The 19,129-nt window shown below is 73.4% G+C and carries 15 protein-coding genes; 5 read left to right on the top strand and 10 right to left on the bottom strand.

Going from position 1 to position 19,129, the window contains the following annotated elements:
• Positions 1–110: 110 nt before the first annotated feature.
• From V7E46_RS23460 to V7E46_RS23450, 3 genes are all read right to left on the bottom strand, one after another.
• Complete coding sequence (locus V7E46_RS23460; RefSeq protein WP_333770266.1) at positions 111–1,178, bottom strand: M4 family metallopeptidase; 1,068 nt, start codon at positions 1,176–1,178, stop codon at positions 111–113.
• Between the two features lie 308 nt (positions 1,179–1,486).
• On the bottom strand, positions 1,487–2,959 hold the full coding sequence (locus V7E46_RS23455; protein ID WP_333770265.1) for a multicopper oxidase family protein: 1,473 nt from the start codon (positions 2,957–2,959) through the stop codon (positions 1,487–1,489).
• Positions 2,960–3,287: 328 nt separating this feature from the next.
• Entirely contained in the window at positions 3,288–3,470 is a 183-nt protein-coding gene (locus tag V7E46_RS23450; RefSeq protein ID WP_329177462.1) for a hypothetical protein, read from the bottom strand.
• A gap of 155 nt (positions 3,471–3,625) precedes the next feature.
• Between V7E46_RS23450 and V7E46_RS23445 the strand changes: the two genes are divergently transcribed.
• Together V7E46_RS23445 and V7E46_RS23440 are read left to right on the top strand one after the other, a co-directional pair.
• Positions 3,626–7,060, top strand: a complete 3,435-nt coding sequence (locus tag V7E46_RS23445; protein WP_333770264.1) for a hypothetical protein — start codon at positions 3,626–3,628, stop codon at positions 7,058–7,060.
• The gene (locus V7E46_RS23440) at positions 7,036–7,323 is read left to right on the top strand and encodes an SRPBCC family protein (RefSeq protein WP_333770263.1); all 288 of its coding nucleotides are present in this window, start codon (positions 7,036–7,038) and stop codon (positions 7,321–7,323) included. Before V7E46_RS23445 ends, V7E46_RS23440 begins: the two co-directional genes overlap by 25 nt.
• Positions 7,324–7,371: 48 nt before the next feature.
• On the opposite strand, the gene V7E46_RS23435 is transcribed toward V7E46_RS23440, so the two are convergent.
• The 5 genes from V7E46_RS23435 to V7E46_RS23415 form a co-directional block, all read right to left on the bottom strand.
• Entirely contained in the window at positions 7,372–10,434 is a 3,063-nt protein-coding gene (locus tag V7E46_RS23435) for a hypothetical protein (protein WP_333770262.1), read from the bottom strand.
• A gap of 112 nt (positions 10,435–10,546) precedes the next feature.
• Complete coding sequence (locus tag V7E46_RS23430; protein ID WP_329177473.1) at positions 10,547–10,669, bottom strand: hypothetical protein; 123 nt, start codon at positions 10,667–10,669, stop codon at positions 10,547–10,549.
• Between the two features lie 289 nt (positions 10,670–10,958).
• Positions 10,959–12,419, bottom strand: a complete 1,461-nt coding sequence (locus V7E46_RS23425) for an oxygenase MpaB family protein (RefSeq protein ID WP_333770261.1) — start codon at positions 12,417–12,419, stop codon at positions 10,959–10,961.
• A complete protein-coding gene (uppS, locus tag V7E46_RS23420; RefSeq protein WP_329177477.1) occupies positions 12,416–13,129 on the bottom strand; it encodes a polyprenyl diphosphate synthase in 714 nt (237 codons plus the stop codon). Before uppS ends, V7E46_RS23425 begins: the two co-directional genes overlap by 4 nt.
• A gap of 283 nt (positions 13,130–13,412) precedes the next feature.
• On the bottom strand, positions 13,413–13,841 hold the full coding sequence (locus V7E46_RS23415; RefSeq protein WP_329177479.1) for a Fur family transcriptional regulator: 429 nt from the start codon (positions 13,839–13,841) through the stop codon (positions 13,413–13,415).
• Positions 13,842–14,147: 306 nt separating this feature from the next.
• Here V7E46_RS23415 and katG point away from each other — a divergent pair, with 306 nt between their 5' ends.
• Both katG and V7E46_RS23405 read left to right on the top strand, forming a co-directional pair.
• Positions 14,148–16,388, top strand: coding sequence for a catalase/peroxidase HPI (katG, locus tag V7E46_RS23410; protein WP_333770260.1), 2,241 nt, complete (start codon positions 14,148–14,150; stop codon positions 16,386–16,388).
• Positions 16,389–16,645: 257 nt separating this feature from the next.
• Positions 16,646–16,954, top strand: a complete 309-nt coding sequence (locus V7E46_RS23405) for a DUF6191 domain-containing protein (protein ID WP_329177483.1) — start codon at positions 16,646–16,648, stop codon at positions 16,952–16,954.
• A gap of 50 nt (positions 16,955–17,004) precedes the next feature.
• Here V7E46_RS23405 and V7E46_RS23400 read toward each other — a convergent pair whose 3' ends face one another.
• Together V7E46_RS23400 and V7E46_RS23395 are read right to left on the bottom strand one after the other, a co-directional pair.
• The gene (locus tag V7E46_RS23400) at positions 17,005–17,559 is read right to left on the bottom strand and encodes a COG4315 family predicted lipoprotein (RefSeq protein WP_333770259.1); all 555 of its coding nucleotides are present in this window, start codon (positions 17,557–17,559) and stop codon (positions 17,005–17,007) included.
• A 155-nt stretch (positions 17,560–17,714) separates the two neighbouring features.
• A complete protein-coding gene (locus V7E46_RS23395; RefSeq protein WP_329177485.1) occupies positions 17,715–18,296 on the bottom strand; it encodes a helix-turn-helix domain-containing protein in 582 nt (193 codons plus the stop codon).
• A gap of 78 nt (positions 18,297–18,374) precedes the next feature.
• On the opposite strand from V7E46_RS23395, the gene V7E46_RS23390 reads away from it, so the two are divergent.
• Positions 18,375–19,129: class I SAM-dependent methyltransferase (locus V7E46_RS23390; RefSeq protein ID WP_333770258.1), on the top strand; the 755-nt coding region annotated here is incomplete at its 3' end.

Raw genomic sequence — 19,129 nt, 5'->3', positions numbered from 1 at the left:
CACCTCAACATCCCCCCGCCCGCCGCCCCGACCGGGGCGGAAGCGTGCCGTCGAGCGACGGCAGGGGCAATTGAAGCACCATGCATCCGTACCGGCGACGGGGTTACGTGTCAGGGGACGCTGACCGCCGTCCAGGCCGCGGCGGTGGCCGCGTACTCGGGGCTCAGGGTGCCGTAGAGGTCGGCGGCGGCGTTCAGGGTGGCCAGACGGGCCCCGTGGTAGGTGTCGGTGGAGGTCAGGTAGATGGCCAGGGCGCGGTACCAGATGGCCGCTGCGGCGCCGCGGCCGATGCCGGTCAGGGTGCTGCCGTTCGCGGTGGGGCTGTCGTAGGCGATGCCGTTGATCGTGCGGGGGCCGCTGCCCTCGGCCAGGAGGAAGAAGAAGTGGTCGGCCACGCCCGAGGCGAGGCTCGGGTCCATGCCGGGAATGGCCTTGGAGTAGTAGTCGGGTGAGGCGCCGTCGCGGGAGGGGCGGTCCATGGAGCGCAGCGGGGTGCCGTCACCGTTCCAGTTGATCTTCTCGCCGAGGAAGTAGTCGGGCACGTCGGCCGGGATGTTCGCGTAGAACTCCACCATCGTCCCGAAGATGTCCGAGGTCGCCTCGTTGAGCGCGCCCGCCTCGCCGGTGTAGGACAGGCCGGCGGTGGCCGAGGTCACGCCGTGGGTGATCTCGCGTGCGCCGACGTCGAGTTCGGTGATCGGGTGCCCGTTCCCGGACCCGTCGCCGTAGCTCACGCAGACGCACGTGTCGTCCCAGAAGACGTTGGAGTAGTTGTTGCTGTAGTGGACGACGCTGCGGATGCCCTGGCCGTCGTTCCTGACGCCGATCCGGTTGAAGGTGGACTTGAAGTAGTCCCACACCGAGGCCGCCGTGAACTGCGCGTCCACCGCCGCCGATTGCCGGTTCGTGGCCAGCCCGTTGCCCCAGACGTTGTCGAGGTCGGACATGATCGGCCCCGCGCTGCCGTCCTTCGTCGCGGTGTTGCCGCGCGTCGGGTCCTTGAGCAGATAGGTGCCGGCCGTCTTCAGCGTCGTCAGCGGCACCGTTCCGACGTAGACGCCGGTGCCCGAGCCCACGGCGGGCGAGTCCGCCACGGAGTCCGCGGTGCCCGCGCAGACCGTCGCGGCGGCGACGACGGTTGCCGTCAGCAGGACTCTCGCGCGGCTTTTCCCCTTCATGCGGCTGCCTCCACTCCCGGGTGCGGTGGCCCCCGTATCGCGGCGCGGGATGTGCGCCGGATGCAGCATGGGGTCAGCGGGGATCACTTGGCAGGGTCCTGCCATAAATTGGCGTGTCGGTACGCCTGCTCGGCCGGATCCGGACGTCCCGGTGCCGGGGTTGCCTCCGCACCGGGCGCGCGGGCCGCGCGGGCCGGGCAGACGCACGGGCCTGACGGGTGCACGCGCCGGACGGGCGGGCCGCGCCGGCTACGGCGCCGAGCGGCCCCACCGTCCGCCCGCGGCGGGGCGGTGGGGCCGGTGCGGACTCAGACGACCTGCATCTGCGCCATCATGCCCATCGACGCGTGGTCGAACAGGTGGCAGTGGTAGAGGTAGACCCCCCGGTAGCCGCCGAAGGTCGCCTGCAGCTTCACCGTCTCGCCGGGACCCAGCGGAACCGTGTCCTTGAGCCCGCTCTCCGGCCCCGAGGTCACCGCCACGCCGTTGCGCTCCAGCACCCGGAACTGCACCAGGTGCACATGGAAGTTGTGCGGCACGCGCTGGTTGGAGTTGGTGACCGTCCAGACCTCCGTGGTGCCGTACGTGACCGTGGTGTCGATGCGCTGCGGGTCGTACTCCTTGCCGTTGATGTACGCGTAGGCGGGCTCCGCCTGCGACTCGTCCATGAGGAGGCTGAAGGAGCGCTGGACGGTGGGGGTCGGCAGCGCCGGGAGGGTGCGCAGCTTCGCGGGGACCACGCTGGTGTCCCGCTCGGTGCGGGTGACGCGGAACTGCAGCACCTGCGTCACGTCGACCGGGGTTCCGGGGGCCTGCGCGATGATGTTCTTCAGTTCCAGCTCGGTGCCGACCGGGTAGCGCGAGAAGTCGATCACGACGTCCGCGCGCTCGCCGGGGGAGATGGACACCGACTGGGTGACGAACGGGGCGGCCAGCAGCCCGCCGTCCGTACCGATCAGCGAGAACGTCGAGCTGTCCGCGAGGGCGAGCTGGAAGGACCGCAGGTTGGCGGTGTTGTAGAACCGGAAGCGGTATTTGCGCGCCGCCACTTCGAAGTACGGCCACGCCTTCCCGTTGGCGAGGATCACCGTGCGGTTGAAGAAGTCGTCCATCTCGAACAGGAGTTGGCCGGCGTCGTCGAAGCGCGCGTCGCGGATCGAGATGGGTATGTCGTGGTTCCCCGACGGGAGGCCGAGCCGCGTCTCGGCGTTGTCCCTGATCAGGTAGGTGCCCGTCAGACCGCGGTACACGGTCTCGGACTCCTGGTGGTGGGCATGGTCGTGGAACCAGAGGTTGGCGTGCGCCTGCTGGTTCGGGTACGTGTACGTCTTGGTGCCGCCGCCGGTGGCTATCAGGTCCATCGGGCCGCCGTCGCTCGACGACGGCACGTGCGCGCCGTGCAGGTGGACCGAGGTGGGGACGGTGAGGTTGTTGGTCTGGGTCACGACCGCCTGGCGTCCGCTCCAGGCGTTGATCACCGGGCCGGGGAAGCTCCCGTTGAAGGTGTTGACCTTGGTCTGGAAGCCGGGAATGACCTCTTTGTAGGCTTCCTTCATGGTCATGCGGTAGTAGTCCGTCGTGGCGGACGCCGCGTGGGGACGCAGGGTGGGCGGTACCGGCATCTTCAGCGCGTACTTGGCGATGTCCGCCGGGTCGATCCCGGCCGTCGCCGTGGCACTGCTCGCCGGCGCGGAGAGCAGCAGCACGCCGGCGCCGGTGGCGCTGGCGGCACTCGTCGCCGCGACCGCACCGCCCAACAGTAATGACCTGCGCTTGATCACGAGATTCCCCCTAGGAAGGACGGAGTGCGGCACGCCGGTGGTGTGCCGCACGGCCGGTTGGCCGAAAGGACGTCCGCGAACCGGACGCCGCGACCGCGTACGACCTGCTCCCGCGCGTGGGGCGCGCGAAGGCCGGAGGGGCGGGAGGCGAACCGCTGCGCGATGATCCTTTCTGCGAGCGACGACAGTGTGCGGCAAGTGACTTGAGAGCCAGTTGGCGCCGGATGGGGGAATCAGGCTTCCGCTTTCCGGACCCGCCCGCGGGCGCCCGCAGGACGTACGGCCGGGGCGCGGTGCCGGTCCGCGGTCCCGCGCCCGGCCGCGGGGTTCATCGGTAGGCTGCCAGCGCGGCGAAGTAGAGGCCCAGGGACGAGGCGCCGGCGGTGCCGGCGGCCATGAGCGAGGCGGACAGTCCGAGTCCCGCCGCGCGGCCGGCGAAGCCGGCGATGACGGCGATGTTCGCGGCGCAGGACAGGGCCAGGAGCAGCGAGAGGATCTGCACAGGGGTCATGGCCGGGACCCTGGCCGTCCGGCCGGGGTGTCCGGGAAGCATGGCGGGCGAACCGGCCGGCGCGGGTCCGGGACCTGCGCACACGTCCGGTGTCCACCCCGGCTGTCCGGGTCCCGCGCGCCGGTGGACACCGTCAGGGAGAGGGCAGGGGGAGTGTGGACGCGGCCGGCTACTTCGCGCTGATGCGCGACTTCACGCATATGCGGGAGCAGCAGTTGGGGGGCCAGCCCTCCGACCGCGCCCTCGCCCGCAGGGCGGGAGTGTCGGCGACCACCGTGGGGGCGTGGCTCAAGGGGGCCGCCTTCCCGAAGGACGCGGACAAGGTCGTCGCGCTCGTGGAATTCGTCCGCGCGGAGGCGAGGCGGCAGGGCCGCGCGGACACCGTGCCGCGACCGCTGCTCGACACGGAGGTCTGGCGGCAGGCGTACCGCCGCGAGGCCGACACGCGGGCGGGGCAGGTCGGCGCGTCGGTACGGGCGGCCCAGGCGCGGGATGCGCTCGCCGACGACCGGCCGGGGCGGCCGGTGAGCGAGTACGTGGCGGACCCGCTGCTGCTGGAAGTGCAGCGCGCCATCGAACCGGCGGTGCCCACACCGGGGCTGAGCGCCCTGCCGGTGTACGTGCCGCGCCCGCACGACGCCCGGCTCGCAGCCGTCGTCGAGCGGGTGACGGCGGGCGGCAGCGCGCTGGTGATGCTGGTCGGCGGATCCTCCACGGGCAAGACCCGCGCCTGTTGGGAGGCGGTCAGCGCCCTGGGCGACCGCTGGCGGCTGTGGTATCCGATCAGCCCCAGCGAACCGCGGGCGCTGCTGGACGGCATTGCCAAGGTCCGCGGCCACACGGTCATCTGGCTGGACGAGGGTCAGCGGTATCTGGGCCCGCGGGGCGCCGGCGAAGCGGTGGCGGCCCGGCTGCGGGAGTTGCTCCGGTCGGCCGAGGCGGCGCCGGTCCTGCTCATCGGGACGATGTGGCCCCGGTATTGGGGCGAGCTGACCGCGCAGCCGAGGGACGGGAAGGCGGACCCGCACCACCACGCCCGGGCGCTGCTCACCGGGTGCGAGATCGATGTGCCCGACACCTTCACGGGCGAGGCACTTGCCGCCTTCCGGGAGGCGGGCACCCGGGACCCGCGGCTGGCCCGCGCCGTCCAGGACGTCGCCGGCGGGGAGTTGGCGCAGTATCTGGCCGGTGCGCCGGCGCAGCTGTCGCGCTACCGTACGGCTCCGCCCACCGCACGGGCGATGATCCACGCGGCCATGGACGCCTGCCGGCTCGGGATGGGCGCGGAACTGTCCGCCGAATTCCTGGCCGGTGCGGCGTCGGGCTATCTCACGGACCTCCAGTGGGCCGAGGCGCCGGAGGGCTGGGCAGGCGAGGCGCTGGCCTACACCTCGGCGCCGTGCCGGGGAGTCCTCGGCCCGCTCAGCCGCATCCGGCGGCGGGAGCCGGTGCCGGGTGCGGCGCTGCGGGAGCCGGCCCGGTGCGTACTGGCCGGCTATGTGGACCAGACCGGCCGTGTGGAGCGCAAGTACGTCCTGCCGCCGGAGTCGTTCTGGGCTGCGGCGCTCGCGCTGGCCGACCGCGGGGAGAAGGAACGGCTCGCCGGGGAGGCCCGCAGCCGCGGCCACCTGCGGTGGGCGGCCGAGCTGCTCAGGAGCGCCGTACGGGAGGGGTCCGCCGGCGGCGCGTCGTCCCTGCTGAGCCTGGTGTGCCAGGTCAGCCCGGAGACGGCGGCGGACGCGGCGGCGTGGCTGGTCGAGAACGCCTGCCTGGAGTCGGCCGACGAGGTGTGGTTCCTCGCCCGTCGCATGCAGGACCGCGATCTCGGCCTTCCGGTCGGCCCGCTGCTGCTGCGGGCGGCGGCCGAGGTGCGCCTCGACGGCGCCAAAGCGGTGGCGGACCTGCTGCTCCTCGCCTCCGAGGCCGGTGCGGAGCAGGCGGTGTCGGTGCTCCTGGCCCGGAGTCCTGCGTCCCTGGTCCCTGTCGCCGATGTGCACGGCGCCGCCCAATTGCTCGCCCGGCTGGGCGAGGTGTCCGCGCGGGAACAGGTCGGCATCCTCGCCGACCGCGTCGCGGCGCACCACGCGGAGGACGCCGGCAGCTACTGGGCTTTCGGCATGCTGCTCAATGCGGGCGCCGGCGAAGCGGTGGCCCGAACCCTTCCGGGGTTGCTGGCCAGGCTCCCGCTCGACCGGACGTACGCCGCCGGCGTCCTCCTGACGACGCTCGGGGAAGCCGCTCCGGGTGAGCCGCTGTCGGTTGTGGCGGAAAGGGACTTCGTCTCCGGCGTCGATCTGGAGGACCCGGACGACGCGTTGTGGCTCCTCCGGGCGCTGCACGCCGTGGGCGCAGCGGAGCAGGCCGCCGCGCTGCTGGACCGGATGCGGACGTACGCCGCCGGCGCCGGTCCCGCATGGCTGGCCCGCCTCCACATGATGGCGTGGGAGTTGCGGTTGGCCGACTCCTTGGCGGAACGCCTGCCGGTCCTGCCGCCCACCGCGAGGATCGACCTCGGGGACACCGAAACCCTCGACTGGCTGCTCGAAGTGGCGCAGCGGACCGGCGCGGAGCCGTTGCTGGCCGCCTGCGTCAGGCGGAGCGCCGCCGACCCGGCCGCGTTCCCTGACGCCGAACGGGCGGCGGCCTGCCTGCGTACGCTCACCGGGCGCGGTGCGACGGAGCTGGCGCGGGAGGTGGCCGTGGTGGCCGCCGCGCACACGGTCCTGGAGGACCCGGGAGTGGCCGCCGTCCTGGCCCGGGCGCTGGACGAAGCGGGCGGGGACGCGGACGTGAGCGCCTTCCTGGCCCGTGGTCCCGCGGCCTCGGTCGCCGTGACCGACGCCATGGGGGTGGCCGAATTCGTGGAGGTCCTGCGGAAGGCCGGAGCGCAGGAGCAGATCGCCACGCTGCTCGGCCGCGGTCCGGCCGCCGCCACCTCGCTCGTCCGGGCCGAGGGCGCGGCGCGGCTGCTCGCCGAACTGCGCCATCTGGCGGGCGCCGAGGACGTGCGCGAGGTCGCCGACCGGGCCGTACGGGAGGCGGACGCGACGGCGTGGGATGCCGCGAGGGCGCTGCTCCTCGAACTGCACGCCCAGGGGTGTACCGCCCAACTGGCCCTGTATTCCGAGCGGGTGGCCGCCGCCGTGGCCGTCTCCGACCCGTGGGAGGTCGGGGACGTGCTGGCGGCCTTCCGCGAGGTGGGGCAGCCGGGCGCCACGGCCCGCTTCCTGTCCCGGGGAGTCGTCGCCGCGATGGATCTGGGCCATCAGCGCGGGATCGACTCTCGGCTCGCCGACATCCTCGGGCGGCTGCGCGAGCTGGGAGCCGAGGAGCAGATGGCGTCGCTGACCGCCCGTATCGCCCAGGAGGCCGACCTCACGGCCCCCGGCACTTACGCCCGACTCGCCGCACTTGTGGCCGAGTTCGGTACGCAGCGGCAGGCGGACGCCATGGCCGAACGGGCAGCCGACAGCGGGGACTTCTGGTCCTACCTGTCCATGAGGCCGCAGCACGGGGCGCGTTACGCCTACGGCCGCGAGCCCGACGGACGGACCCCGTCGGCGCCGTGGAATTGGCACAGCCTGAGCTGACCGGCCCGGCGCCCCGGCTCGTCCGCTGGGAAGTGGTGGCAGGGCCGGAGGAGTGGGTCGGCACCCATGTGCGCTGGGAGCTGCGGCAGGACGGCGACTGGACGATCGTGCTGTTCACGCACGAAGGCTGGCGTGAGCCGGTCGAGTTCATGCACCACTGCAGCACCAAGTGGGCCGCCTTCCTGCTGAGCCTCAAGCAGCTCCTCGAAACCGGCGAGGGCGCCCCCGACCCGCACGACACGCGGATCAGCGACTGGCACTGAACCGGGCGCGGCCCGAAGCACCGGCCGCTCGCGCCCGCCTCTCCGGCGTCACCAGGGCCGCGCCATCTCCCCGTTGTCGAGCAGGCCGTAGCGCGGCAGGTCCGCCCACACGGGGTCCCACGACGTACGCAGCTCCGCCAGGTGGGCCAGCGCCTTGCCGTGGCCCGCGTCGGCGGCGGCCAGGTGGAGGCGGTCGGCGTCCTGGAACAGCCCGCGGCGGGCGCGGGCGTGCGCCAGCTCGGAGAACGCCTCCGCCTGGCCGGCCTGCGCCGCGCTGCGGGCGAACTCCTCGGCCGCCTCGGGCCTTCCGGCCTCCTCGCTCAGCCGGGCCAGGTTGAGCAGCGCCTCGGTGCTGCCCAGGCTGGCGGCGCACCGGTACAGCCGCTCGGCGTCGGCCGGGTCCCCTGCCGCCTCGCGCAGCCGGGCCAGCCGGACCACCGACTGGTCCCCGCCGGCCAGGGCCATCCGCTCGGCCCCCTCGGCGTCGCCGGCCTTCTCCCGCCGCAGCACGAAGTCGTCGAGCGCGAGCAGGTAACCCGTCCGCGCCGCCCGCAGCACCAGCCTCTCCGCGCCGGCGCTGTCGCCCGCGTCCTCCCGCAGCCGGGCGAGCAGGGTGAGCGCCCCGGTGTTGCCGGCGCCCACAGCGGTGTCCGCGAGGCGTTCCGCGCCGCGGCGGTCCTCCGACTTCTCCCGCAGCCACACCAGCTCCAGCAGCGCGAAGGTGCTGCCCGCGTCGGCGGCGGCGCAGGCCATGCGCTCCGCCTCCTCGCTCGCCCCCGCGCCCTCCCGCAGCAGCGCCAGGTGGGCCAGCGCCTCCGTGCTGCCCTTGGCGGCCGCCGTACGGTAGTACCGCAGCGCTCCGTCCGCGTCGCCGGCCTTCTCCCGCAGCCGGGCCAGCTCCGTCAGCGCGAACAGGCTGCTCTTGGCCGCGGCCTCGTGCAGCAGCCGCTCCGCCGCCGCGCTGTCGCCCGCCTTCTTCCGCAGCCGGGCCAGCTCCGTCAGCGCGAACACGCTGCCCGCGCGGGCGGCCGCCTCCAGCAGGCCCGCCGCGCTCGGGTCCGTGCCCGTCCGCTGCCGCATCCAGGCCAGCAGGATCGCCGGGCGGGTCCTGCCGCGCAGCGCCGCCGCCCGCACCAGCTGCTCGGCCGCCCCGCCGTCGCCTGACCTCTCCCGGATGCGGGCCACTTCGGACAGCGCGTAGGTGCTCCCCGAGGCGTCCAGCGCCGAGAAGACGACCAGCTCCGCCGCCGCGCGGTCCCCCACGCCCTCCCGCGACCTGGCCAGCTCGGCGAAGGTCCCGACCTGCCCCCGGGCCGCGGAATTGCGGATCACGGTCTCCGCGCCAAGGGTGTCGCCCGCCTTCACCCGCAGCTGGGCCAGCCGGGACAGCGCGCTGGTCAGGCCCTGTTCCGCGGCCAGATGGGCCAACCACTCCGCCCCGGCCGGCTCCCCGGCCATCTCGCGCAGCCGGATCAGCTCCCACCGCGCCCAGCCGTCGGCCTTCATCTCCGCCTCGTACAGCTCCTTGGCCTCGGCGAGCCGTCCGGTACCTTCCAGCAGCTCCGCCAAGGGCGCCCGTACGTCGGTGTTCCCGGCCTCGAAGGCCTTCCGGTAGAGGGCCGCGGCGGCCCGCAGCCGTCCCCGGGACCCGGCCGCCCGCGCCAGTGCGGCGCACTCGTCGCTGCCGCCGCAGTGCCGGGCCGCTGCCTCCCAGAAGGAGACCGGCGGGCACAGCAGCCGGCGGTCGACCCGGCCCTGCTGTTCGAGGTAGTCGGCGAGCCGGTAGGCCGTACCGCCCGTGCCGTTGCTCCTGCCCGGGATGGGCGTCAGCGGCCCCGGGACGCCGTTGCAGGGCGTGCCGCAGAAGGCCAGCGCCCGGTCCAGCCAGTCGCTGTCGAGGCAGACGAGCTCGTGGTCGGCCAGATAGCCCTCGGCGGCCTGCGCCAGCAGCGTGCGGGGCAGCGCAGGTCCGTGGCCGAGCCGCCGGAAGTCCATGGCGGCGTGGATCAGCGCCTTCGCCTGGTGCGGCGCGCACGCGTAGCGGCTCAGCAGTTCGGGCACCCCGGCCAGGAACTGCGTGATCTCGCCGTCGCTCGCCCCTTTCAGCGCGCTGGCCAGCCGCGGGTCGGCGGCGGCCTTCCGCTCGGCCTGGTGCAGGTCACGCTCGGTAAAGGCCTTGGGCACCGGTATGCGCCGGCCCAGGTCGGTGAGCAGGGTGCGCTGCTGCTCGTACCGGTCCTCGGCGCCCGGGGCCGGCGGGGTCGTCAGCGGGTCCCAATAGCGCGGCCAGACGGTGGCCAGGACCAGCACCGGGCCGCGGCGCGGTTCGGTGAGGGCGGTGCGCAGGGCGGAGGTGACGCGCTCCGCGACCCTCGGGTCGGGGGCGAGCAGGTAGTGCTGGGCCTCGTTGAGCCAGATCACGGTGCGCGGGCCGACCTCGGCGAGGTGGACGAGCGCAGCCTCGGGCCGGGTCGGGTCGAACGGGTGCCAGACCCGCCAGCCCTCGGGGAGCCCGCGCAGCGCCTCCCAGCAGGACCTGGTCTTCCCCGTCGAGGACTCGCCGACCAGGGTCGCGAGCACGCTCTCGCCGGCCGCCGCCCGGCTCACCACCTCGCTCAGCGCGGCGTCGTGGTCCCGTTCGACGTACAGCGGCAGCTCCGGCAGCGTCTCCTGCCCCGGCACGCTGATGGCCTGGTGCACCTCGAGGGCGAGCGGGTCCAGGTCCCGCACCGGGGTGCCCAGATGCTCGGCGAGCTGCGCGTCGACCCACAGGCGCCTGACCCGCTCGCCCACCTCGCGGGTGTCCAGGCCGGCCTCGCGGGCCAGCAGCACGGCGACGGCGACGACGTCCTCCTGCCCCGCCAGCAGGTCGGGAGAGCCGATGATCCGGTGGACGGTGTCCTTGGAGGGGCTGCCGCGGAAGGAGTCGTCCTTCTCGATCTCGCTCGCGATGTGCGCCACCGGCGGGGTCCCCGCCTCGGCGTAGAGGCGGTAGACGCAGTCCTTCAGCTCCCGCAGCGCGGCGGGCGCCACGCCGTGCGGCCGCGGGATGCGCCGCTGGCTGCCCTGCCGCTGGCCCCCGTGCCGCGGGCCGCTCCTGTGGCTGGTCATTCGCAGCATCCTTGCGCATCGGCGCGGCGCGGGGGCGCGATACGGGACGACCCGTCCCACAACCGTGACCGCCGCGCGTCCAGGGCACATGCGGCGGCGCGCGTCCGCCGGCTCACGGCCGCAGCATCCGCAGCGCAGCGCTGGTGGCCGTTCCCGCGACGGCGGAAACGACGCTGCCCACCGTGATTCCCACCAGGGTCAGCCATTCACGACGGCTCAGTCTGCGTCGGGGCATGCCAGGTCTCCCGTCTCGGTGCCTTCCGCCGGCGGACGACCGGCTGCCCACCACGATTCCCGACCCGGAGGCACCGAAGACGAGTTGAGACGAGCCGGGCGGCGCCACGCCCGGCCCGAGTCTGCTGCCCGACCCGATACCGCGGCCCGCTCACGCCCTGCCGGCGTCTGTCGGCGTCTGTCGGCCTGCGCCCTGCCGTAGCCCGCAGGTCGTTTCACGTCCTACCGAGCCCGCCGGCCCGCGGCCTACCGGAGCCCACGGGCTTGCGCCCTGCCGAAGCCCGCTCGGCCTACGCGTCGGTGAGCAGCGGGTCGTACGCCGTCGAATAGCGGCGGCCCGCCATGAAGGACAGGAAGTCCTTCACGAACGCGCTGCGGGAGCAGCGCGCCTCGGCGCCCGCGACCGTGCGCCCGAAGCCGGTCCGGAAGAGCGCCCGGTATTCGCCCGCGTCGATGAACTGGTCGCCGTCCGCGTCGGTGACGTCGAAGAGCACTTCCGCGACCCTGATCAGCGCGGGACCCGCGAGCGAGGGCACGGCGGCGGCGTATTCCTCCCTGCTGACCCGGCCGTCCCCGTCGGCGTCGAGGGCCGTCTGGAGTTCCCGCCACCAGTCGGCGTAGGCGGTGTAGAGCCTGGTCTCGGCCGGCTCGTCCAGATCGAGCCGGGAGGCCGACTCCCTTGCCATGGCTGCGAGATCGGGCCAGTCCAGGAAGCCGTCCCCGGTCTGGTCCAGCACCTCGGCGAAGAACTGGTCGGCGCTGCGCCGCGGTTCGGCCGCCCCGGCGGGGCCGCGCTGCGCGGCGAGGGGCGCGACCAGCCGTACGAAGGCACCGGCCCGCTTCATACGGGCGCGCAGCGCGGTGACGGTCGCGTACCGGGGGTCGTCGCTGTCCTCGGACAGCGACATCAGGTTGGTGAGGTAGTCGGTCTGCAGCCAGCCCTCGGGCAGGAAGCGGGCCAGGCCCGCGGCCATGTACGCGCTCTGCATCAGCGTCTGCGCACCGGGGATCTCGGGCAGCCCCGCCCGCCGCCGGAAGGGCTCGGGCAGCGAGGCCACGGTGATCGCGCCGATGGCCGGCCCTGCGAGGGCCCGCCCCGCCGCCCACACCGTCGGCAGGCCGCCGAGCAGGGGCGGCGCGGGCAGATGGTCGAAGAGCCGGTAGAGGATGATGCGCAGCGCCTCGGTGTTCTCCAGCTCCTGCGCCACCACACGGTCGTAGTACGGCCAGAACTCCTGCACCGTCGGCGGCAGATGACCGGCCTGGTCGCCCAACACGACCAGGAACGCCCGGAACTCGGCGTACAGCTGCTCCATGGCCGCCGGTTCGAGCGGCTGACCGCTGAGCCGGCACATCGTGACGGAGCTCTCGAAGAGCGTCGCGACCACCCACGCGCGGACCTCGGGGTCCATCGCGTCGTAGGGCCGGCTCCGCTCATCGGTGCCGCTCAGCCGCGCGTGCATGCGGTTGAGCCGGGCCGCCTCCCGCCGCCGGACGTCGTCGTCGGTGCCGAACATGCGCTGGAGGCTCACCAGGGTGTTGCGCAGCCGGCGCCACGGGTGCGTGACGAAGGTCGAGTTGTCGATCAGGGCCGCGCCGATCTGCGGGTGGGCGGCCTCCAGCACCGTGGCTCTGACCACGGCCAGCGCCCAGCGCGGATCGTTGAAGAACCGGTGGAACTGCGAGTCGGGTCCGAAGGGGGACCCGGGCGGTTCTTCGGGCGTACGGGTGCTGCTGCCGGTGTCCGTCACGGGTGTCGGTCTCCGTTCGCGTGCGGCGGCACGCCGCCGAAGCGGCGATCGCGTTGCTGGTAGGTGTGCAGGCACTCCAGGAAGTGCGGTCCGCGGAAGTCCGGCCAGAGGACCGGCGGGAAGACCCACTCGGCGTAGGCCACCTGCCAGAGCATGAAGTTGGAGATGCGCTGCTCGCCCGAGGTCCTGATGACGAGGTCCACATCGGGTGTGTCGGGGAAGGGGAGATGGGCGGCGAAGTGCCGCTCGTCCACGTCGTCTGCGGCCGTCCCGCTGCGGATCAGCGACCTGGCCGCCTCGACGATGTCCTGCCGTCCGCCGTGGTCGAAGGCCACGGTCAGCGTCATGCCCCGGTTCGCGTCGGTCAGCGTCATCAGGTCGGCGAAGTCCCGGGCCAGCGGCGCGGGGATCCTCGGGTCCGCCACGCCGAGGAAGCGGCAGCGGATGCCGCGCGCGTGCAGCAGCGGGGCGTGCTTGCGCACCACCCGGCGCACCAGGTGCATGAGGAAGTCGATCTCGTCGCTCGGGCGCCGCCAGTTCTCGGTGGAGAAGGCGTACAGGCTCAGCCACTTCACCCCGGCGGTGCGCGCCGCCTCGATCACGTCGATCACCGTCGTCTCCGCCGCCCGGTGGCCCGATGTGCGCGGCAGCGAACGCTGTTGCGCCCAGCGGCCGTTGCCGTCCATCACGCACGCGACGTGCCGCGGCACATCCCGCCGCGGTTCCGCACCGGCCGGGCGGCGCGGCCGGCGTAACGCAGGCGGTCCCGCCGAGTCGCCGCTGTCCCCGCCCACTGCCACAGGTGCTCCCCGGGCTGTCACAGCACGGCCCCTCTCCGACGCACACCCTCGCGCCCCCGGTGTCCTGCTGTGCAGCGTGCCGGTCCCCGGCCGCGGGCACCCCGTGAACCGGTCGGATTCACCCGTCGCACGCCAGTCCGATTTCCGGCGGTTGGGCCGTGCCCCGGGAAGGACCGTGGGCCGGGCCTCGGGGCTACGCCTCGGCCGGGGCCTGTGCGCAGGACGGGCACAGCCCGCGGTAGGTGACCTCGGCCGCGGAGACCGTGAAGCCGAAGCGTTCCGCCGCGGGCAGGTCGGACAGCGGGTCCCGGGTGGGGTGGACGTCGCGGACGGTGCCGCAGGAGGAGCAGACCAGGTGCTGGTGCGGGTGGTGCGCGTTCGGGTCGTAGCGCCGGGCGCGGCCGTCGGTGGACACCTCGACGACCTCGCCGAGCGAGACCAGCTCGCCCAGCGTGTTGTAGACGGTGGCCCGGGAGATCTCGGGCAGCTGCTGGGCGGCGCGCGCGTGCACCTCGTCGGCCGTGAGGTGGACGTGGTCGCCGTCGAGGACCTGCGCGACGACGCGTCGCTGGGAGGTCATCCGCCAGCCGCGCCCTCGCAGTCGTTCCAGCAGGTCACTCATATCGGTTCACCTGTCACCTGTTCGGTTCGCGGGATACCCGAACTTTATCAGCGGACGTCCGTTTTTCGATAGGGTACGTGATTGGGGTGCTTCTTGACTTGGACTGTGTCCATTGTAGGATCGGTTCCGGCGGTAGCCAAGGGACAGGACGACACCAGTACGACCGGAGATCCGGCGGGGCGACAGACCCCGGCGGGCCCGCGCGCGGCGCCGACCTGCGGGTGCCGCTCCGCTCGTCCTGCGCCCGGCCGTTCCGCCGCCCCGCAGTGCCCGAGCCCGTGATCCGCCTGGTCCGGAAGGATTTCCATGACTGAGAACCATGACGCAATCGTCGTAGACGCGAAGACGGAGGGCGCGGAGAGCACGGGGGGCTGCCCGGTCGCGCACACGCGCGCCCCGCATCCGACGCGGGGCGAGGGCAACCGGGCGTGGTGGCCGGAGCGGCTCAACCTCAAGATCCTTGCCAAGAACCCCGCGGTGTCCAACCCGCTCGGCGAGGAGTTCGACTACGCCGAGGCCTTCAGGAGCCTCGACCTGCCGGCCGTGAAGCAGGACATCGCCGAGGTGCTGACCACCTCGCAGGACTGGTGGCCGGCCGACTACGGGCACTACGGCCCGTTCATCATCCGCATGGCGTGGCACAGCGCGGGCACGTACCGGATCAGCGACGGCCGCGGCGGCGCCGGCGCCGGGCAGCAGCGCTTCGCACCGCTCAACAGCTGGCCCGACAACGCGAACCTCGACAAGGCCCGCCGCCTGCTGTGGCCGGTCAAGAAGAAGTACGGGCAGAGCCTGTCCTGGGCCGACCTGCTGGTGCTCGCCGGCAACGTCGCTCTGGAGACGATGGGCTTCGAGACCTTCGGCTTCGGCGGCGGGCGCGCCGACGTCTGGGAGCCCGAGGAGGACGTCTACTGGGGTCCCGAGACCACCTGGCTCGGCGACGAGCGCTACACCGGCGACCGCGAGCTGGAAAGCCCGCTCGGCGCGGTCCAGATGGGCCTGATCTACGTCAACCCCGAAGGCCCCAACGGCAACCCGGACCCGCTGGCCTCGGCCCGCGACATCCGTGAGACCTTCCGCCGGATGGCGATGAACGACGAGGAGACCGTCGCCCTGATCGCGGGCGGCCACACCTTCGGCAAGACCCACGGCGCCGGCCCGGCCGACAACGTCGGCGCCGACCCCGAGGCCGCCCCGCTGGAGGCCCAGGGCCTCGGCTGGAGCAACGCGTACGGTACGGGCAAGGGCGGCGACACCATCACCAGCGGCCTCGAGGGCGCCTGGACCAACACCCCGACCACCTGGGACAACAGCTTCTTCGAGATCCTGTTCGGCTACGAGTGGGAGCTGTCCAAGAGCCCGGCGGGCGCCCACCAGTGGAAGCCGAAGGACGGCGCCGGAGCCGGCTCCGTACCCGACGCGCACGACGCGGCGAAGACCCACGCGCCGACGATGCTGACGACCGACCTCGCGCTGCGCGTCGACCCGTCCTACGAGCAGATCTCGCGCCGCTTCCTGGAGAACCCCGCGGAATTCGCGGACGCCTTCGCCCGCGCGTGGTTCAAGCTGACCCACCGCGACATGGGCCCCGTCGTGCGCTACCTCGGCCCCGAGGTCCCGTCCGAGACGCTGGTGTGGCAGGACCCGGTCCCCGCGGTGACGCACGAGCTGGTCGACGCGGCCGACATCAGCGGCCTCAAGGAGCGGATCCTCGCCTCCGGCCTGTCGGTGTCCCAGCTGGTCTCCACCGCGTGGGCCTCGGCCTCGACCTTCCGCGGCAGCGACAAGCGCGGCGGCGCCAACGGCGCCCGCATCCGCCTTGAGCCGCAGAAGGGCTGGGAGGTCAACGGACCCGACGAGCTGCCCACCGTGCTGCGCGCCCTGGAGAGCATCCAGGAGGGCTTCAACTCCGCCCAGACCGGCGGCAAGCAGGTCTCCCTCGCCGACCTGATCGTGCTGGCCGGCGGCGCCGCCGTCGAGAAGGCCGCCAAGGACGCGGGCTTCACCGTCGAGGTGCCCTTCACCCCGGGCCGCACCGACGCGTCGCAGGAGCAGACCGACGTCGAGTCCTTCGCCGCGCTGGAGCCGGCCGCGGACGGCTTCCGCAACTACGTCGGCAAGGGCACCCGCCTGCCGGCCGAGTACCTGCTGCTCGACCGGGCGAACCTGCTGACCCTGAGCGCCCCCGAGGCGACCGTCCTGGTCGGCGGCCTGCGCGTGCTGGGTGCCAACCACCAGCAGTCGAAGCACGGCGTCCTCACCGCGACCCCGGGCGTGCTGACGAACGACTTCTTCGTCAACCTGCTCGACCTGGGCACCACGTGGCAGCCGACGGCCGGGGACGGTGCCTCCTTCGAGGCCCGCGACGCGGCCACCGGCGAGGTCAAGTGGACCGGCACCCGCGCCGACCTGGTCTTCGGCTCCAACTCCGAGCTGCGCGCCGTCGCGGAGGTCTACGCGAGCGACGACGCGAAGGAGAAGTTCGTCCGCGACTTCGTCGCGGCCTGGGTCAAGGTCATGGACCTGGACCGCTTCGACCTGGTCTGACCTGGCCCGACCTGGTCTGACCTGGTCCGAGCAGTGCCACGACCCGCCCGGGGTGTCCCGGCCGACCCGCGAGGGCCGGCCCGGGGCGCCCCGGGCGGGGTCGTTTCGGCCGGCCGCCCACGACCGCCGTACGCACCCCGCCCGTACCCGGGCCCCCGTTGTGTCCGATCGATGACCGGATCAGACTACGAGAGGGGACTTACGTGCGACCGAGGGCGACAGGGGCACCCGTCGCCGCGGTCGAAGGGAGGGATCCGATGCAGTTCATCGTCTTCATGACGCTGCCGGGACTGGTCATCCTGCTGTCGGCGGTGGCGTTCGTCGACCAGGTGCTGCTGCGGCTCGGCCGCGCCCGCGTCCTGCCGTGGCGCGGGGCCGGGCGGCAGGGCCAGATCTCGGCAACCGGCTTCGAGCAGCTGCACGCCAGCTTCTCGCCGGGCAAGCAGAACGAACTGGACCAGCGGAAGACCACGCTCATGCTGCGCGACGACCAGGGCGACGGCGCCCCGCCCCGCTCGAAGGTCGACCTGGACCAGGGCACCGCGCTGATCCGCGTCCGCCGGTAGCGGCTCCGCCGAGGGCCGGCGCGGCTCCGAGGCGGCGGGCGGGGCGCGGCTCAGTACCCGCCGCCCCCGGAACTCGACGACGATGACGACGTGGAGGTGATCTGCTTGCCGTCCGTCCCCAGCACGTACCACTTGGCGCCGAAGTTGTTCAGGCCCTGGCCGTTGACGTCGCCGGGCTTGGTGTCGCCGGCGAACCGGTAGAGCGGGTGGCCCTTGTACGTCACCTGTGCGCTGCCGTCCGAGCGCTTGCCCGTGGAGAGCAGCTTGCTCTGGACCCCGCCGGACGCGGTCGGCTTGCCCGTCACGACCAGCGGCGGCCACGCCGTGGCGCAGGCGCCCGTGCAGGTGGACTTCGAGGTCTTGTCGGCCTGGAAGAGGTAGAGCGTGAGGTTCTTGTCGTTGACGAGGACCTTGCCCAGCGGTACCGACTTGGTCGTGACCGTCGCGGGAGCGGCCTTGGCGGCGTCCTCCAGCGCGACCGACCTGCTGGTCGCGGCGGGCGCCGTAACGGCGGCGGACGAGCCGGTGCTGCTGCCGGAACAGGCGGTCGCCGCGGCGGCGAGCACCGTGCCCGCGGCGGCGATGACTCTGACGTGGTGCCTCACGGCGACTCCTCGGATCCTCGGCTCCGGCCGCCACGAGCTGGCGGACGGCGACCCGCCTCGTCGGGGCCGCGGCTTCCACTACACGCCGCGGCCCGCCGTCCGGCCACACGGGAGCGCCGTCCGGGGTACGCGGCCGCCGGCGCACCGCCCGCGGGTCACTCGCGCGGCCTGGCGCGGACGTGCATGCGCTCGCCCTGCCTGCCGAACAGGCTGAGGATCTCGGCAGGTTGACCGTCGGCGCCGCTGAACCAGTGCGGCAGCCGGGTGTCGAACTCGGCGGCCTCGCCCGCCTCCAGCGTCAGGTCGTGGTCGGCCAGGACGAGCCGCAGCCGGCCGTGCAGCACGTACAGCCACTCGTACCCCTCGTGCGTCCGCAGATCGGGTTCGCTGCCCCGGTCCGGAACGATCATCTTGTACGCCTGCAGGGGGCCGGGACCGCGGGACAGCGGTACGACGGTGCCGCCGTTGGGCATCGAGCGCGGGGCCAGCCGTACCCGTGGGTCGCCCACCTCCGGCGCGCCGACCAGGTCGTCCAGTGGTACGCGGTAGGCGGCGGCGAGCGGGAGCAGCAGCTCAAGGCTGGGGCGGCGCAGGCCGGACTCCAGCCGGGACAGGGTGCTCTTGGAGATGCCGGTGGTCTCGGAGAGCGCGGCCAGGGTGAGGTTGCGCTTGGCGCGCAGCCGCTTGAGCCGGGGGCCGACCTCGTCGAGCACGGCTTGGTGGGGCGGGATGTCCATACGGGCATTCCACCGGGCCGTCCCGGAAACGGCAACAAGAGTTGCCGCCTACCGCCGGACAGGCGCAGGCTGCCCGGCATGAGCGCTGACGAATCCGCCCACGGGCACGACGGGCACGACACGCACCACGGTCATCATGGCCACGGCCACAACACCGAGCTGGACTGGGGGGTCCTGGCCGACCAGCTGGAAACCGCCGGTGAGCTGCAACTCCCGGTCCTGCGCGACACCGCGGCACGGCTGCGCGACCTGCTCGGGCCGCGGCACGAGGTCCGCCGCGTCTTCGACGTCGGCAGCGGGCCCGGCGTGATGACCTGCGTCCTGGCCGAGGAATTCGGCGACGCCGAGGTGGTCGCCGTCGACGGTACGCAGGCGCTGCTCGACCGCGCGCTGGCCCGCGCGGACGGGCTCGGCCTCGGCGGCAGGGTCGCGGTACGGCTCGCGGAGCTGTCCGACGGCCTCGGCGACGGGCTCGGCACCGCCGACCTGATCTGGTCAAGCAAGGCGGTGCACCACCTCGGCGACCAGCAGGGCGCGCTCGACGCCCTCGCCGGTGCGCTGCGGCCCGGCGGCGTGCTCGCCGTGGCCGAGGGAGGTCTGCCCATGCGCTTCCTGCCGCGCGACATCGGCATCGGCCGGCCCGGGTTCCAGTCCCGGCTGGACGCGGTGGGGGAGGACTGGTTCGCGACGATGCGGGCCGAGCTGCCCGGCAGCAGCGCCGTGGTCGAGGACTGGCCCGCCATGCTCCGCCGGGCCGGCCTGGTCGACGTGACGAGCTTCACCACCCTGCTGGACCTCCCCGCCCCCCTCTCCACCCCGGCCCGCACCTACCT

Source organism: Streptomyces sp. IBSBF 2435, from assembly GCF_036815005.1.
GTDB lineage: Bacteria > Actinomycetota > Actinomycetes > Streptomycetales > Streptomycetaceae > Actinacidiphila.
Note: the sequence above shows the minus strand (reverse complement) of the source record. Positions and strands in the feature narration are given on the sequence as shown.

What these genes read in the sequence shown, in the direction of transcription:
- V7E46_RS23460 (WP_333770266.1), bottom strand. Translation starts at nt 1,178, where the DNA reads ATGAAGGGGAAAAGCCGCGCGAGAGTCCTGCTGACGGCAACCGTCGTC.
- V7E46_RS23450 (WP_329177462.1), bottom strand. Translation starts at nt 3,470, where the DNA reads ATGACCCCTGTGCAGATCCTCTCGCTGCTCCTGGCCCTGTCCTGCGCC.
- V7E46_RS23435 (WP_333770262.1), bottom strand. Translation starts at nt 10,434, where the DNA reads ATGACCAGCCACAGGAGCGGCCCGCGGCACGGGGGCCAGCGGCAGGGC.
- V7E46_RS23430 (WP_329177473.1), bottom strand. Translation starts at nt 10,669, where the DNA reads ATGCCCCGACGCAGACTGAGCCGTCGTGAATGGCTGACCCTGGTGGGA.
- V7E46_RS23415 (WP_329177479.1), bottom strand. Translation starts at nt 13,841, where the DNA reads ATGAGTGACCTGCTGGAACGACTGCGAGGGCGCGGCTGGCGGATGACC.
- katG (WP_333770260.1), top strand. Translation starts at nt 14,148, where the DNA reads ATGACTGAGAACCATGACGCAATCGTCGTAGACGCGAAGACGGAGGGC.
- V7E46_RS23405 (WP_329177483.1), top strand. Translation starts at nt 16,646, where the DNA reads ATGCAGTTCATCGTCTTCATGACGCTGCCGGGACTGGTCATCCTGCTG.
- V7E46_RS23395 (WP_329177485.1), bottom strand. Translation starts at nt 18,296, where the DNA reads ATGGACATCCCGCCCCACCAAGCCGTGCTCGACGAGGTCGGCCCCCGG.